Below are 17,395 nucleotides of genomic sequence, written 5' to 3' on the forward strand. Positions count from 1 at the left end.
GTTGATGTTGATCATATGCAGTTTTCAGGGAATGATATTCCTATCAGGTGAGTATTCATTTGATAGGAGTTTTTTATAAAAACCTGTTTATGAGAATATTTATTCTTATAAAGCATAGGGGTGTGGTGAAATGGTATCATAGGAGTCTCCAAAACTTTTGGCGGGAGTTCGATTCTCTCCACCCCTGTTTTATTTACCGGTTGTACTGTGTACAGCCGGTTTATTTTTGCAAAAAAAAACCAATTATAGTATTATAAAATACATTATGTTAAATTATTTTACGGCTTATTATGCCGTAGATTTACTGATCTTATTTTATAAGAGTTCAATATATCTATTTCTCGGAGGAATAAAAATATTATGATTAGCGCTAATAATGTTACTTACAGAGTCGGAAAAAAGGCATTATTTGAAGATGTAAATATAAAGTTCACGGAAGGAAACTGTTACGGCCTTATCGGTGCAAACGGTGCCGGTAAATCCACGTTTCTTAAGATTTTGTCAGGACAGATTGAGCCTTCAAAGGGTGAAATCGCAATTACAAACGGTCAGAGACTTTCTTTCCTGGAGCAGGATCACTTTAAATATGACAACTCTAAAGTAATTGAAGTTGTTATGATGGGTAACTCAAGACTCTATGAAATCATGAAAGAAAAGGAAGCCATATATTCTAAGGAAGATTTTACGGAGGAAGACGGACACAGAGCGTCTGAGCTTGAAGCTGAATTTGCTGATATGAACGGTTGGGAAGCCGAATCGGATGCTGCTCAACTTCTTACCGGACTCGGAATTGAACCGGATTTACACGAGAAGCTTATGAGCGAAATCAACGGAAGTGAGAAGGTTAAGGTTCTCCTTGCAAAGGCTCTCTTCGGCAATCCGGATATTTTGCTTCTTGATGAGCCTACCAACAACCTTGATATTGATTCCATAGAATGGCTGCAGGAATTTTTGATTAACTTTGAGAACACCGTAATCGTTGTTTCACATGACAGACATTTTCTTAATCAGGTTTGTACTCATATAGCCGACATTGATTATGCAAAGATTCAGTTGTATGCAGGTAATTATGATTTCTGGTATGAATCAAGTCAGCTTATTCTTAAGCAGAGAAAAGAAGCTAACAGGAAAAAGGAAGAAAAAATCAAGGAATTACAGGAATTTATTTCAAGATTCTCCGCAAATGCGTCTAAGTCTAAACAGGCAACATCAAGAAAGAAAGCTCTTGAGAAAATTGAGCTGGATGATATTAAACCTTCAAGCAGAAAGTATCCTTATGTTGATTTCAGACCTGAGAGAGAAATCGGTAATGAAGTATTGGAAGTAAGCAATCTCAGTAAGAAAATCGATGATGAAACATCAATCAATAATATTTCATTTCTTGTGGGCAATAAGGACAAGATTGCATTTGTAGGTTCAAATGAACTTGCCACAACCGAATTTTTCGATATTATAGCCGGAAGACAGGAAGATTACGAAGGGGAGTACAAATGGGGAGTAACAACCAAGTTTGCTTATTTCCCTAAGGATATTAATGCCGAATTTACAACAGACGAAACCATTGTAGAGTGGCTGACTCCTTATTCTCCAGATCCGGATTCAACATATGTAAGAGGATTCCTCGGAAGAATGTTATTTGCAGGTGAGGACGGTGAGAAAAAGGTTAAGGTATTATCCGGAGGTGAAAAGGTTAGAGTCCTTCTTTCAAGAATGATGATTCAGGGAGCAAATGTACTTGTATTTGACGACCCTACAAACCATTTGGATATGGAATCAATCACATCTCTAAATAATGCCCTTATTAAGTTTGACGGAGTAATCATATTTACATCTCACGATCATCAGTTTATCCAAACAATTGCCAACAGAATTATGGAAATCCTTCCTGACGGAACGTTAGTTGACAAACTCACGACATACGAAGAATATCTTGCATCTGACGACAGTATCAGAAAGAGACAGGGTGTTGCAAAATTATCTGAGGAAGATTAATAAAGGGTGATGATATGCCTGCCGTAAGAAAATCTAAAACAAAAAAAGCCGGTAATATCCAAAAAAATTCCGGTAAGTCAAATGTAAAAAGAACGGGATTCGAAACAGAAATTTTTTTCTTATTGGCTTTCGGAATATTGATATTATTGATACTGAGCAATTTCGGATTAGCAGGGATTGTCGGTGTCGGAATCAAATGGCTTGAATTTGGTCTTATAGGTGTCATGGGGTATGTCATACCGTTTTTAACAGCCGTTAATCTTATATATTTGGCCGTTAACAGACCTGTTCCGAGAGAGATAAAATCAAAATTTATTGCGGCATATATATCCCTGGTGTTATTGTCGGCAGTAATACAAAGAATTTACAATATTCCCGGAATGGAATATTCGGATCCCGGAGGCATATTTTTGTACAGTGCACGTAACGGAAGCGGAGGAGGTATTCTCGGTGCGTTAATTTGTTACGCACTCTATCCGGTAGGGGAGACGGCGTCCGTCATTATAATCATTATTTTACTTATTATATGTATGATGGTCATATTTAATTGGTCCGTATTCAAAACGTTTAAATATATTTTCGGTGATTTGAAAGTACGAAAAACAAAAAAGAGCACAGAAGATTTAAACACTTCGGAGTATTTTAGTAAGGATACGGAAAAAGAATATGACGAAAAGAAAATTAATAATGATAATCAGGCTGCATATAATGTAAATAAGACGATATGTAATGAAAATAACGGTTTGTCCGATGACAGGGTAAATGATAAAGAGATACGGAAGGTTGTTGATGATATGGCAGACATGAGAGAAGCGTACAGCAAAAACAGAAATCCCGAAAGAAATCCCAAAAAGAATCTCAGGATGAATAATAAGTCAACAGGCAGAAGTTTCAGCGTATTTTCAATAAAGGAAGCTGTCCGTGAAAACACTGACAAGGGAAGCGATGTGGAAACCATAGAGCTTACAAATATGTATCCGGAGAACAGTGATGAACACAGGGAGGTATTTCCGGAAAACACCTTTGGAGATGTAATCGCTGACGGTGATAATTTCATCGAAAAATATCCTGTCAAAACTCATATTCCGGATTCAAACATAGTTGTATCCGACAGCCTTGAAACAGTCAGAGATGAAGTAACTGAAGTGAAAAAGGATCATAATGACATTTTCGGCGGATTATCGGAAATTGAGTCGGGAGCAGAATCACAGAAAAATAATACGGATGATAATGTGAAAAATGTCGGCATTCAAGCAGCCCGCAATATAAGCTCCGGCAACGGTGTATATACGGCGGATAATAAGGGGGAAAATGCTGTTGACAGCCTGCATGACGGAAATTTACTTAACGTAAATTCAGATGTTGTACCGAGAGAAGGTGCCATAGGCAATACAGGGCACGGCGGTATTAATTCTCATAAAGACGCTGTTGACATTATCGGCGGCGGAAACGTCAATACGGAAGAGAGTACGTCGGAATATGTTTTCCCTCCCGTCAGTCTTTTGAATAAGCCTAAAATTTACGATTCGGGTAATATTAACGCGGAGAATCAGGAAATGGCGGATAATCTGCGAAAAATACTGGAAATATTCGGCGTTAAGGTTAAAATTACCGGAATAAGCATTGGACCGACCGTCACAAGATTTGAAATGCAGCCGGAAATAGGTACAAAGGTAAGCAAAGTCGTCAACCTGAAAGACGAGATAAAGATGGGATTGGCTGTTTCCGATATAAGAATACAGGCGCCTATTCCCGGAAAATCCGCAATCGGTATAGAGATACCGAACAAAAAACCAAGAAGTGTATCATTCAGAGAGCTTATAGAATCCAATCGTTTCAAAGAAAGCAAATCAAAGGTTTCATTTGCCGTAGGTGAAGATATAGGCGGAAAAGTAGTAGTCGGCGATATTGCGGATATGCCTCATATTATAATTGCAGGTTCTACCGGATCAGGTAAATCCGTATGTATTAACGCATTAATAATGAGCGTATTGTATAAAGCATCTCCCGATGACGTAAAAATGATAATGGTGGATCCGAAGGTTGTTGAGTTGTCCATATATAACGGAATTCCTCATTTACTTATTCCTGTCGTTTCAGATCCGAAAAAGGCGGCAAGCGCATTAAATTGGGCTGTTGCCGAAATGGATAAACGATATAACAAACTTGCGGAATTGGGATCCAGAAACATAAAAGAATATAATAATAAAATTATTTCCGGTGAATACGGAGAAAATCATATCAAAATGCCGCAAATTCTTGTTATAATTGATGAGCTGGCAGATTTGATGATGGTCGCAAAAAATGAAGTTGAAGCCGCAATCGTAAGACTTGCTCAAAAGGCAAGAGCAGCGGGAATTCATCTTATAATTGCCACTCAAAGACCGTCTGCCGATGTTATTACGGGTCTTATTAAGGCCAACATTCCTTCCAAGATAGCTTTTGCCGTATCCAACGGTTCAAACTCAAGAATCATATTGGATGAAAACGGAGCCGAGAACCTTCTCGGAAAGGGAGATATGTTATATGCTCCGAGAAATGAGAAACCGAAGAGAGTTCAGGGCGCATTTGTTTCGGATGACGAAGTGTCGAGGGTTGTGGAATTTCTTAAGGAACATTCGGGGAATGTTCAAATGAATGAAGACATAAGCAAAGATATGGAAAATGAAGTTTTCAGCGTATCGGTACCGATTCCCGGAGCTGATGACGAAGACTCTTTGGATTCTTTGTTTGAAGACGCCGGAAGGTTCGTTATTGAAAAGGAGAAAGCTTCCATAGGAATGCTTCAGAGAAATTTCAGAATAGGATTTAACAGAGCGGGAAGAATAATCGATCAATTATCAGAAGCGGGAGTTGTCGGTCCGGATATCGGAACAAAGCCGCGGAAAGTATTGATTACCATGCAGGAATTTGAAGAATTATTGAGCAAATTCAGATGATTAAAAGGAGAATTAAATGGCATTTTTAACTGATATTGAAATTGCACAGGCAGCTGTAATGAAACCGATTGCGGAAGTTGTTAAACGCGTAGGGATAACTGAAGACGAAATTGAACTTTACGGAAAGTATAAGGCTAAGATTTCCGATGAATGTGAAGAAAGGGTTAAGGGAAATCCGGACGGCAAGCTCATTTTGGTTACCGCAATTAATCCTACTCCCGCAGGCGAAGGAAAGACAACAACAACAATAGGACTTACTGAAAGTCTTAATAAAATCGGAAAAAATGCGGTGGCGGTAATAAGAGAACCTTCCCTGGGACCTTCATTTGGTTTAAAGGGCGGAGCTGCAGGCGGAGGATATGCACAGGTAGTCCCTATGGAAGATTTAAATCTTCACTTTACGGGAGATTTTCATGCAATTACATCTGCCAACAATCTTCTTGCTGCGATGATTGATAATCATATTAAGCAGGGCAATGAGCTTAACATAGATGTTAAGAGAGTTGTTTGGAAACGTTGTATGGATATGAATGACAGAAATCTCAGAGAGATTATTATCGGTATCGGTTCATCTGCAAACGGAGATATGAGGAGCGACGGTTTCACTATTACGGCAGCATCTGAAATCATGGCAATATTCTGTATGGCTTCTGACATGTCTGATTTAAAAGCAAGACTGGGAAGAATCATTATTGCATATGATAAGGAAGGCAATCCGGTGAGAGCAAGTCAGATTAATGTGGTAGGAGCCATGGCAGCCCTTCTTAAGGATGCATTTAAACCTAATGTTATACAGACTCTTGAGAATACGCCGGTGCTTGTACACGGAGGACCTTTTGCAAACATTGCCCACGGATGCAACTCCGTAAGAGCAACTAAGCTCGGCCTTAAACTCGGCGATTATTGTGTTACCGAGGCAGGTTTCGGAGCTGATCTCGGAGCTGAGAAGTTTATGGACATTAAATGCAGAAATGCAGGTATTGCTCCGGATGCCGTTGTTATCGTCGCAACCGTTCGTGCTTTAAAATATAACGGCGGAATTAAGAAGGAAGACTTAAAAGATGCAAATGTTGAAGCACTTAAAGCCGGAATCGTGAATCTCGGTAAGCATATCGAGAATATTAAAAAATACGGAATTGAACCAATTGTGGCAATTAATTCCTTTGTTACCGATACGGAAGAAGAGTATGAAGTAATAAGAGAATATTGCAAGGGATTGGGAGTTGAAGTTGCGTTGTCAACCGCATGGGGAGACGGCGGAAACGGTGCCGTTGACCTAGCTGAAAAGGTAATCAAGATGACAGAGAAGGATAAGGAATTTAATTTCCTCTATGACCTTGAATCTTCCGTTACGGATAAAATCGAAAAGATTTCAAAAGAAATTTATGGTGCTTCGGATGTCGAATACGGAGCGGGGGTGCTTAAGAGCATTGAGGACATAGAGAAAATCGGACTTGGCAATCTTCCTATATGCGTTGCAAAAACACAGTATTCGCTTTCCGACAATCCTGCTCTTCTCGGAAGACCGGAGAACTTTACCATGCACATAAGAGAAGTATATGTTAATGCAGGTTCAGGATTCATTGTAGTATTGACAGGTAAGATCCTTACAATGCCGGGACTTCCTAAGAAGCCTTCTGCCGAAGCCATTGACTATAATGAAGAGACAGGAAAGATAGTGGGATTATTCTGATTATATATTAACTCCGTATCACAATAATAAAAATTTAACGGAAAAGTATGAGTATGGTTATATGCTCATACTTTTTTAATTTGAAAAGAAATAAGAATAAATGATATTATATACGAACCTGAAGAAATTATATTAAGGATTTAAATATGGATACAGAACAATATGCAGGAATAATACCGGGTCTGTCTACAGAACAACTGGATAAGCGTTTCCAATATCGCATACCTGAACATTTGAAATCTAAAGTACATGTGGGATCTGTCGTCTATGTGCCATTTGGTAAAAGTAATAAAAGAACCAAAGGCTTTGTTATAGACATTTCATCTGATTCTTCATATGACAGAGATAAAATAAAAGATATTTATGATATAAGTTTAGATGTTGATGTCAGAAACACTAATTTAATTGAACTTGCTTATTGGATGAGAGACGAATACGGATCCACAATTAACAGAGCATTAAAAACCGTATTTCCCGTTCAGGATAAAGTCAGAAACAGAGTTGTAACGGAACTGACTCTTACAGATGACAAATTAAAAGCAGAAGAATATTATGCAAAGTGCAAAAGGAAAAACGCATCGGCAAGAATAAGACTTTTGGACGCTCTTATGGAACATAGGGTTATAAACAGCGAATTTGCAAGGGTAAAATTAAAAGTCACCGCAAAGACCGTTAATGAATTGAAAGAAGAGGGGATAATAAGCGTAAAAGATACGATTGAATACCGCAATCCCATAAAAGTTTCGGCAGAGAAGGAAGAATTACCTGAATTAAACGAGGAACAGAGAATAATATGCGATACTGTTTCGGAAGCCATAGACAACAATGTCAAAGAAACATATTTAATACACGGAATTACCGGAAGCGGAAAGACAAGGGTATATATTGAGCTTATAAAAAATGTTGTTGCAAAGGGAAGAAAGGCAATCATGCTTATTCCCGAAATTGCACTTACATATCAAACGGTTAAACGCTTTGTAAACGTATTCGGAGAAAGAGTATCGGTTCTTAATTCAAAAATGTCGCCCGGGGAGCGCTATGATCAGTTTTTAAGGGCATCAAACGGTGACATAGACGTTATGATAGGACCCAGATCTGCCGTATTTACACCGTTTGACAATATCGGAATAATAGTTGTTGACGAGGAACACGAAGAGTCATATAAAAACGAAAACACGCCCTGTTATGATACCAGAGAAGTCGCGAAATTTATCACGGATAAATATAATGCTCCGTTAGTTCTTGCTTCGGCTACTCCGTCTGTCAAGTCTTACTACAGGGCGTTAAAGGGTGAATATAAGCTGCTCACATTGTCAAAAAGGGCAAAGGTCGGAGGAGAACTTGCGGAAGTACATATTACGGATATGCGGGAGGAGCTTAAAGCGGGTAATAAAACCATTTTCAGCAGATCACTTATAGAAAGTCTTTCCGAAAGACTGGCAGACAAAGAACAGAGTATGCTTTTCCTGAATAAAAGAGGATATCTCGGAATAATATCATGCAGAGAGTGCGGTCATGTAATTAAATGTCCGCATTGTGACATTTCAATGACATATCATAAAAACGGAACATTGGTATGTCATTATTGCGATACGGTAATTAATAATGTTAAGGTGTGTCCGAAATGCGGTTCAAAATATATTGCCGGTTTTCGTGCCGGTACGGAAAAGATAGAGCAGGAGATAAAAAAAGCATTTCCCACGGCAAGAGTGTTGAGGATGGACAGAGATACCACAAGCAGGAAGGGATCTCACGATAAAATCATCGAAGAATATGCCAACGGAGATGCGGATATCCTCGTCGGGACGCAGATGATAGTAAAAGGTCATGACTTTGAAAATTGTACTCTCGTAGGTGTTCTTGCGGCGGATATGACGCTTTTTACAAGCTCATATACAGCAAGTGAAAGAACGTTCCAGCTTATTACACAATCTGCGGGAAGAGCCGGAAGAGGAGAAAAAAAGGGAGACGTATATATTCAGACATACGATCCGGAAAATCCGGTGATAATTGCTGCTGCTGCGCAGAATTATGAAATGTTTTATGCGGAAGAAATAAAGCACAGGGAAATGCTTAATTTCCCTCCTATTTGCAAAATGGCTACATACACATTTGTATCTGAAAATGCTGATATTCTTTCAAAAGCAATGGATAAACTCAGGGATAAACTGAATACAATCGGTAAGAAATACGGCAAAGATATAGATATTTTAGGCCCGAACAGGGGGAGCGGATATAAATTAAAGGACGAGTTCAATATTAAGTTAATCATAAAATCCAAAACCGATAAAATATTAAAGGAAATAAAAAACGACCTTGAAAAATATACGGATTCCGAAGAAATATTCAGAAAAATACATATTCTGTTCAATAAAGAGTAAAATGTATCTTAGGAGGCCGTAAATTTACAAACAGAGGATTATTGTGTATCCTATAATGTCAGATTTATGATTAATATGAAAATACAACATAGGGGGAATATAAAATGGCTCTTAGAGAAATAAGAATAGTCGGAGATGAAATACTCAGAAAAAAATCAAGGGAAGTTAAAGAAGTTACTCCGAGAATAAAAGAATTAATATCAGATATGTTTGAAACACTCTATAAAGAAGAGGGAGTAGGTCTTGCAGCTCCTCAGGTAGGTGTTCTCAGAAGAGTTGTGGTAATAGATGCGGGGGTTGAAGAAGATGTAAAGAAGCCTATGGTTTTCATCAATCCGGTAATTATTGAAATGGACGGAGAACAGACGGGAGAAGAGGGATGTCTTTCGGTTCCCGATAAATCATGTGAAGTCAGAAGAGCCGAGCATGTGGTGGTAGAGGCGTTTGATGAAGACATGAATCCGTTTTCCATTGATGCTCACGGATTAATTGCAAGATGTCTTCAGCACGAGATCGACCATTTGGAAGGAATACTTTACATTGACAGAGTAAAAGAACAGGAAGCTGAAGAGAAAGGCGAATAATGAAAGTTGTTTTTATGGGTACGCCTGATTTTGCGGTTGAAACACTTAAAGCAATTTCAGGTGCCGGTCATGTTATTCAGGCTGTTGTAACGCAGCCTGACAAACCGAGGGGAAGAAGCGGAGCTTTGGCATTTTCTCCCGTAAAGGAAGAGGCAATCAGACTCGGAATAGAATATATCTTACAGCCTGAGAAGGCTGGGAATGAAGAATTTATTAAGCAGATAAGGGAATTAAATCCGGATGTTGTCGTTGTTGTTGCTTACGGAAAAATACTTCCTAAGGAATTGTTGGACATTCCAAAGTTCGGATGTATAAATGTACATGCGTCACTTCTTCCGAAATACAGAGGAGCCGCACCCATACAGTGGTCCGTAATAAACGGAGATGAGTACTCCGGTGTTACGACAATGTTTATGGGAGAAGGACTTGACACGGGAGATATTTTACTTCAGAAGTCAGTTAAACTTGACAAAAAAGAAACCGGGGGATCGCTTTTTGATAAATTAAGCGTAATAGGAGCAGAACTGCTTGTTGAAACCTTGGATGGCCTGGAAAAGGGAACCATTAAGAGAATCCCACAGGATGAATCTCTGGCTACGCAGGTTACAGTATTCGACAAATCCTTCGGTAAAATAGATTTTAATAAATCTGCGACGGATATAGAGCGCCTTATAAGAGGTCTCAATCCGTGGCCGAGTGCATTTACAAAACTAAACGGAAAGACTTTAAAGTTATGGGATGCCGACGTATTAACATATGAAGATGACAGTCTTCCTGCGGGTTCAATTATTTCCGTAGGCAAAGATTCGTTTATTATTAAATGCGGGAAGGATGCTCTTGAAATTAAAGAATTACAGCTTGAAGGCAAAAAACGCATGAAATGCGGAGATTTTTTAAGAGGATATAATCCGGAAGTCGGAACAGTGCTCGGTAATTAAACGGAAAGGAGCGCATATGTATTATTTCTATGCTTTTGATTGGACATATTGGGTAGTAATGGGTGTTTCGCTCATTATTACCACGATTGCCCAAATCTGGGTAAGCAGCGCCATGTCCAAATATTCCAAAGTGATGTCTAAGAGCGGACTTACCGGTAGGGAAGCGGCGCAGACAATACTCAGAAATCAGGGGTTAAGCGGTGTTACCGTAACAGGTATACAGGGTAATTATTCGGACCATTACGACCCGAGGAATAAAAATGTTTCATTGTCTCAGCCTGTTTATAACAACAGGAGTATCACAGCGGTAAGTGTGGCTGCTCACGAGTGCGGTCATGCGGTTCAGGATGCCACAAATTACGGTTTTCTTTCATTCAGAACCGCACTTGTACCTGTTGTGAATTTTTCATCAAGTATATCGTGGATATTTATCATTATGGGATTATTCTTTCAAAGCAACTCAGGCAGCGGAATATTCCTTCAGATAGGTATAATATTATTTGCCATTGCGGTTTTGTTTCAGTTGGTAACTTTACCTGTTGAATTTAATGCATCAAGAAGAGCGTTAAAGATACTTAAAAGCGAAGGAATGCTTGACGGTACGGAAGTGGCTCAGGCAAGAGAAGTTCTTACCGCTGCGGCTATGACATACGTTGCGGCTGCCGCAACGTCGGTGCTTCAGCTGATAAGATTAATATTTATCGCAAGAAACAGAGATTAATTAACAGGCGGGTTTTATCCCGCCTTGTTTTATTATATGAATAAAACTTACGAATCATACCTTAAATTCCGAAAATGACAAACCGTAAAAAAGATGTTATCATTAACCGATTATTAAATATGAATAATTCTGATATTTTGTATATTTAAAAGTATATTTTATTTCAGCGACTGTTATTCAAGAATACTGTTAAAAGGTTTACATAATAAAAATTTTCATTATAAAATATTATTATATTTGTATTTTTAAGGCAGATAACATTGCAGAACATATGGGGTAAACAATGAAACCGATAAATGAGCGAAGAATAGTTTATGACATTCTGTTTGAGGTTAAGAAAAAGAATAAGTCATGTGCGGCCACAATAGACAGAATTTTTGAGAGTAAAAAGTGTTCCGGGCTCTCGTCAGTGAGTAAAAGATTTATTACCAAAACAGCCTACGGAACAGTTGAAAACATTATTCTGACAGACTATTACTTATCAAAACTGCTGAGCAGACCGATTAATAAAGTAAATCCGTCAATACTTATCATTTTGGAGCTGTCGGCATATCATATATTATGTGCGGACAACATACCGGACAGTGCGGCCGTTAATGAAGGTGTAAAGCTGGCCGGTGAGCTTGGCATGAACAAATTAAAAGGTTTTGTAAACGGAGTACTCAGAAATCTTATCAGACAAAAAGAAACAATCAAACTTCCGCCGAAAGAAAATTATAAAGATTATTTGTCCGTAAAATATTCAATACAGAAAGATATTTTGGACATTTGGGAAAAGTCATTAAAACAGTACGGCGGCTCTGTTGAGAAAAAGCTGGAAGATCTTGCGAAAAATACAAGAGAAGGCAAAAAAATATATATTCGAATCAACACCGAAAAAACAAGTGCGCCGTATCTTGAAGCTCTTTTGGAGGATGAAGGCGCGGAGGTGGATCTTGCTCCTAAATGTTACGATGATTCCGAGACCGGAACGGAGAAGCAAAATGAACTTGAGAGCAAATGCCTCTCCATAAGCAATTTTGATTCATTAAAAAACTTAGAATCATTTAAGGATGGCTTATTCTATGTTCAGGACTTAAGCAGCATACTGTCTTATGAAAATGTTCACATCGGAGACGGCTCTTTGGTTCTTGACATGTGCGCTTCTCCGGGAGGGAAAAGCATAGGAACATATTTAAACGTGTCCGAATACGGCAAATGCACCATAACGGCAAGGGATAAAACAAAGTCAAAGGCAGATACGATAAAAGAGAACATAAGTCGGCTCGGTATCGATGGAATTGTTACGGAAGTTAAGGATGCATGTACATATTTCGAAGAGGATTTTGAGAAATATGATGCGGTAATTGCGGATGTACCCTGTTCCGGACTCGGAGTTATAAGCAAAAAGCCGGATATAAATCTGCATTTTAAGAAAAGCGGCATAAAAGAACTTTTGGATATACAAAAGAAGATAGCGGATAATGCGGTGAAATATCTTAAACCCGGAGGTACGTTAGTTTACAGCACATGTACGTTCAATGTTGAAGAAAATGAAGAAAATGCAGCGTATATATTGAAAAACAACTGCATGAAGCTGCTCTTTTCAAAGCAATATCTTCCGACTGAGCATATACACACGGACGGATTTTTTATTGCAATATTTAAAAAGGAATAATGCCGATAATACGGCTGTTATTCGGGTATGGCGATCAAAGCATATTAAACAATTGCGGATATTTTCATCATTAAAAGGGATAAAAATGAAAGAAAAGAAAGACATAATGTCCATGACGAAATCCGAACTAAAGGATTTTTTTACCGAGACAGGCGAAAAACCTTTCAGGGCGAAACAGTTATTCTCGTGGTTACATAATAAGTGTATATATAACTATGATGAAATGACAAATTTATCAAAGTCGTTAAGGGATAACTTAAAGGAAAAAACATATATAAATCATATTGAACCATACAGTATTCAGCGATCTGCACTGGATAATACCGCAAAGTATCTCTGGGAACTGGAAGACGGCAACATGATAGAAAGTGTATGGATGGAATATAAGCACGGAAATTCCGTATGTATTTCTTCACAGGTGGGATGTGATTGCGGATGCACATTTTGCGCCTCTACAATCGACGGAGCAGTAAGAGACGTTACAGCCGGAGAAATGCTTCTTCAGGTGATGAGAATGCAGGAACTGGAGGGTAAAAAGGTCAGTAACATAGTCGTTATGGGATCCGGAGAGCCGCTTCTTAATCTTGATAATCTTCTGAAGTTTATAAATATAATAAATGACGAGGACGGACAGAATATAAGTCAGAGAAACATAACCGTATCCACATGCGGAATAATTCCGAAAATGTATGAATTGGCAGATGAAAAACTTCAGATAACTCTTGCGGTATCACTTCATGCGGCAACCCATGAAAAGAGATTGAAAATCATGCCGATAGAAAAAACATATACAACAGACAAACTTATGGAGGCATGTGATTATTATTTTGAGAAAACAGGCAGAAGGCTTTCATTTGAATATGCTCTCATAGACGGAGTCAACGACGATGAGCAGTCGGCACGTGAACTTATATCTTTATTATCAGGTAAAAACTGTCATGTCAACCTGATAAAATACAACCCCATTAAGGAGCGCAACTATGCAAATTCAGCCGATACACAGGCTGTCACATTCAAAAATGTGCTTGAAAAAAACGGTGTAAATGTTACTATTAGAAGAGGTTTAGGTTTGGATATTGATGGAGCGTGTGGACAATTAAGAAGGAGATATACCAGATGAAAGCATACGCGATAACGGACGTGGGACGTGCGCGGGATACCAATCAGGACTGTTTTTATTATTCATCGGAGCCTGTAGGGAATTTACCTAATTTATTCCTTGTAGCGGACGGTATGGGCGGACATAAAGCAGGAGATCTGGCTTCAAGGTTTACGATTGAGAATATAATCAGATTGGTTGAAAGTTACGGAGATTACAGAGATCCGGTCACCATACTTGCGAAGGCGATTAATGAGGTAAACGGAATGCTCATAGAGAAGTCCAAAGAATCAGAGGACTATGAGGGAATGGGAACCACATTGGTGGCTGCGACTATAGACGGAGACGTTCTTAAAGTGGCGAATGTCGGAGACAGCAGATTATATCTTATAGAAAATGATATTTTGCAAATTACGAGAGATCATTCGCTTGTGGAAGAAATGGTTCTGCGGGGCCAGATAGATAAAGAGGAAGCACGCACACATGTCAATAAAAATATAATAACAAGGGCAATCGGAGTTGTGGATGAAGTATCGCCGGAATTATTTTCGGTTGATTTAACGGATTCTTCAATGCTGCTTTTATGCAGTGACGGTCTTACCAACATGGTATCAGACCGGGATATATTGGAGATTGTCAAATCTGAAGACACTATCGAAGGCCGGGTTGAAGAGCTGGTTAAAAAAGCAAATGAAAACGGTGGTAAGGATAATATTACGGCAATGATTATTGAGCCACTTTAATTTATCGGAAAGGGCTATCCTAAACAATGTTGAATAAGGGAGTTATTTTATCGGAAAGATATGAGATTATTGAGAGAATCGGTACGGGCGGAATGGCGGATGTTTACCGTGCAATCGATCATAAGCTCAACAGATATGTAGCAATTAAGGTTCTTAAAAAAGAATATTCGGACGATAAGCAATTTGTCGCAAAGTTCAGATCGGAAGCGAGATCGGCGGCGGTGCTTAATAATCCTAATATTGTAAGCGTTTATGATGTAGGTAATGAGGACAGCACATATTACATCGTTCTTGAACTTATCGAAGGTATAACACTTAAGAAATATATAGAGAGAAAGGGGCATTTACAATATAAAGAAGCCGTAAGCATTGCGATACAGATTGCAAACGGCATGGAAGCGGCCCATGAACATCATATTGTTCACAGAGATATTAAACCTCAGAATATAATTATTTCAAAAGACGGAAAAGTAAAGGTAACGGATTTCGGTATTGCAAGGGTTGCAACATCGACGACAACGGTTGCTTCAAATGCAATGGGTTCGGTGCATTACATGTCTCCGGAACAGGCGAGAGGCGGATATCTTGATGAAAGAAGTGATATCTATTCATTCGGTATTACGCTTTTTGAAATGCTTACGGGGCAAGTTCCTTTTGACGGTGATACAACGGTTGCCGTTGCGGTTCATCATATTCAGGACGAGATAGAACCGCCGTCAGAATATATAAGCGGAATCCCGATAAGCGTCGACAAAATCGTTCAAAAGTGTACCAATAAAAGACAGGATTTGAGATATCAGTCCGTAAGTGAACTTATTTCCGACCTTAAGAAATCTCTTATTATGCCGGATGTCGACTTTGTACAGGATCCTTCAGCATTTGCCGCGGCGGGAGCGACCGCAAACGGTGCGGAAAACGTCGAAGGAGCAGAGACAAAGCTTGTGGATACGGAAAAAGCAAAAAAGGAAGCCGAAAAGGAAAATACGGATATCTATGATGATAAAGTAGATATAGATGATGAAGACAATGAGAAGCTTAACGGCGTAATGAAGTGGGTAGGTATCGGTATTGCCGCAGCCATTATTATCGCAATAATAATCATACTTGTCGTATTGTCTTCCAACGGAATGATCGGCGGAAAGAAAGAGGCAACAACAGAGGCTGTGACGACGGAAACGCAGGCTACCATTGAAGTTCCGAACGTGAAGGGCAGCACATTGGCTCAGGCGAGAAGAACTCTTACGGATGCGGGATTCATGGTAAAGGTTGCATATGATGATGAGAGTGATGAATCCGAAGGAACCGTAATCGATCAAAGTATTAATGCGGGAGATAAGGTAGCAAAGGGATCTCTTGTTACAATTACGGTAGCGGGAAATAATCCTAATGCGGAAACAACGACAAAAGAGACAACTACGGAAGAAACCACAACGGAATCATATGTAACGGTTCCGGGAGTTATAGGTTATTCCCAGTCGGGAGCTCAATCAGCCGTAACGGGAGTCGGATTGGGATATACCGAAGTCAGAGCGGAGTACAGTGATTCACCGAAGGGCACTGTCATTAGTCAGAGTCCGGAGGCCGGCACACGTGTGAAACCGGGAACAACCGTTACGACGGTAATCAGTCAGGGACCTAAGCCTACGGAAAAACCTGCAACCAATAATGACCAAAACAATAAGAATAACAACAATAACACAAACACCGACAACGACAAGCCGGATGATGATTCAACAGATGATGACGGTGAATGATTATGACTTTTACCGGTAAAATTATAAAAGGCATAGCAGGTTTCTACTATGTTGATATAAGAGATAAAGGTTTATATGAATGTAAGGCAAAGGGGCTTTTCCGCAAAGAAGGGATAAAGCCCCTTGTTGGCGATAATGCGGTAATTGACATTATTGACGAAGATAAAAAGACGGGCAACATTGTCGACATTACAGAGAGAAAAAACTCGGTTATAAGACCGGCCTGTGCCAACATAGATTCGGCGGTTATCGTAATGTCAGCATCAAAGCCTAAATTCAAACCTCTTCTTATGGATAAGATACTTATCTTTTTTGAGTATTACGGCATAGATACATTGATTTGCTTTAACAAAGTTGACGATGCATCAAAGGAAGATTTGGATGCGATAGAATCGCATTTTGCTCATACAGGATATGATATTCTTTATACAAGCGCAAAAACGGAAACCGGTGTTGATGAACTTAAGAAAATATTGAAGGGTAAGACTTCAATACTCACCGGGCCGTCCGGAGTCGGCAAATCCTCTCTTATTAACGGTATTTTCCCGCATGCCGACATGGAAACCGGCGGAATGAGCAAAATCGGACGCGGGAAACATACAACGAGACATTCGGAGATATTTGAAGTTGACAGGGATACGTATATTTTGGATACGCCGGGATTTACTTCAATGGATTTACCGGATATCGGTAAAGAGAATATTGCGGCATATTTTCCGGAATTTGTAAGGCTTCTCGGAAAATGCAGATTTGACAGTTGTATCCACATAGGTGAGCCGGGATGCGCCGTCAAGGAAGCTCTTGCGAAGGGAGACATTTCACGGGGGCGCTATGACAGCTATGTCAGATTTTGTGAAGACACAGACAGAAAAAAGAAATATTAGGAGGACACAA

The 17,395-nt window shown here is 39.3% G+C and carries 12 protein-coding genes and 1 tRNA gene; all 13 read left to right on the plus strand.

The window, feature by feature from the left end:
• Positions 1–116: 116 nt before the first annotated feature.
• The 13 genes from ACYQ1N_RS04825 (at position 117) to rsgA (ending at position 17,385) form a co-directional block, all read left to right on the plus strand.
• Positions 117–187 (plus strand) — tRNA-Trp (locus ACYQ1N_RS04825).
• Positions 188–360: 173 nt separating this feature from the next.
• Positions 361–1,992, plus strand: a complete 1,632-nt coding sequence (locus tag ACYQ1N_RS04830; protein WP_459833418.1) for an ABC-F family ATP-binding cassette domain-containing protein — start codon at positions 361–363, stop codon at positions 1,990–1,992.
• 14 nt (positions 1,993–2,006) lie between these two features.
• Positions 2,007–4,931 carry a DNA translocase FtsK gene (locus ACYQ1N_RS04835; protein ID WP_459833420.1) on the plus strand — a complete coding sequence of 975 codons (2,925 nt, stop codon included), beginning with the start codon at positions 2,007–2,009 and terminating at the stop codon, positions 4,929–4,931.
• A gap of 16 nt (positions 4,932–4,947) precedes the next feature.
• Positions 4,948–6,624, plus strand: coding sequence for a formate--tetrahydrofolate ligase (locus ACYQ1N_RS04840; RefSeq protein WP_459833423.1), 1,677 nt, complete (start codon positions 4,948–4,950; stop codon positions 6,622–6,624).
• A gap of 146 nt (positions 6,625–6,770) precedes the next feature.
• Positions 6,771–9,005 carry a replication restart helicase PriA gene (priA, locus tag ACYQ1N_RS04845; RefSeq protein ID WP_459833425.1) on the plus strand — a complete coding sequence of 745 codons (2,235 nt, stop codon included), beginning with the start codon at positions 6,771–6,773 and terminating at the stop codon, positions 9,003–9,005.
• 104 nt (positions 9,006–9,109) lie between these two features.
• Complete coding sequence (gene def / locus ACYQ1N_RS04850) at positions 9,110–9,589, plus strand: peptide deformylase (RefSeq protein ID WP_459833428.1); 480 nt, start codon at positions 9,110–9,112, stop codon at positions 9,587–9,589.
• Positions 9,589–10,527, plus strand: coding sequence for a methionyl-tRNA formyltransferase (gene fmt, locus ACYQ1N_RS04855; RefSeq protein ID WP_459833431.1), 939 nt, complete (start codon positions 9,589–9,591; stop codon positions 10,525–10,527). The genes def and fmt overlap by 1 nt, the downstream gene beginning before the upstream one ends.
• A 16-nt stretch (positions 10,528–10,543) precedes the next feature.
• Positions 10,544–11,248, plus strand: coding sequence for a zinc metallopeptidase (locus ACYQ1N_RS04860; RefSeq protein ID WP_459833434.1), 705 nt, complete (start codon positions 10,544–10,546; stop codon positions 11,246–11,248).
• 283 nt (positions 11,249–11,531) lie between these two features.
• Entirely contained in the window at positions 11,532–12,905 is a 1,374-nt protein-coding gene (locus ACYQ1N_RS04865) for a transcription antitermination factor NusB (protein ID WP_459833436.1), read from the plus strand.
• Between the two features lie 85 nt (positions 12,906–12,990).
• On the plus strand, positions 12,991–14,025 hold the full coding sequence (gene rlmN / locus ACYQ1N_RS04870; protein WP_459833439.1) for a dual-specificity RNA methyltransferase RlmN: 1,035 nt from the start codon (positions 12,991–12,993) through the stop codon (positions 14,023–14,025).
• The gene (locus ACYQ1N_RS04875) at positions 14,022–14,747 is read left to right on the plus strand and encodes a Stp1/IreP family PP2C-type Ser/Thr phosphatase (RefSeq protein ID WP_459833441.1); all 726 of its coding nucleotides are present in this window, start codon (positions 14,022–14,024) and stop codon (positions 14,745–14,747) included. Before rlmN ends, ACYQ1N_RS04875 begins: the two co-directional genes overlap by 4 nt.
• A 26-nt stretch (positions 14,748–14,773) precedes the next feature.
• Positions 14,774–16,501, plus strand: coding sequence for a Stk1 family PASTA domain-containing Ser/Thr kinase (gene pknB, locus ACYQ1N_RS04880; protein ID WP_459833443.1), 1,728 nt, complete (start codon positions 14,774–14,776; stop codon positions 16,499–16,501).
• Positions 16,498–17,385: a ribosome small subunit-dependent GTPase A gene (rsgA, locus tag ACYQ1N_RS04885; RefSeq protein WP_459833445.1), complete on the plus strand. Its 888-nt coding sequence runs from the start codon at positions 16,498–16,500 to the stop codon at positions 17,383–17,385. The genes pknB and rsgA overlap by 4 nt, the downstream gene beginning before the upstream one ends.
• The last annotated feature ends 10 nt before the right edge of the window (positions 17,386–17,395 follow it).

Source organism: Howardella ureilytica (genome assembly GCF_054657495.1).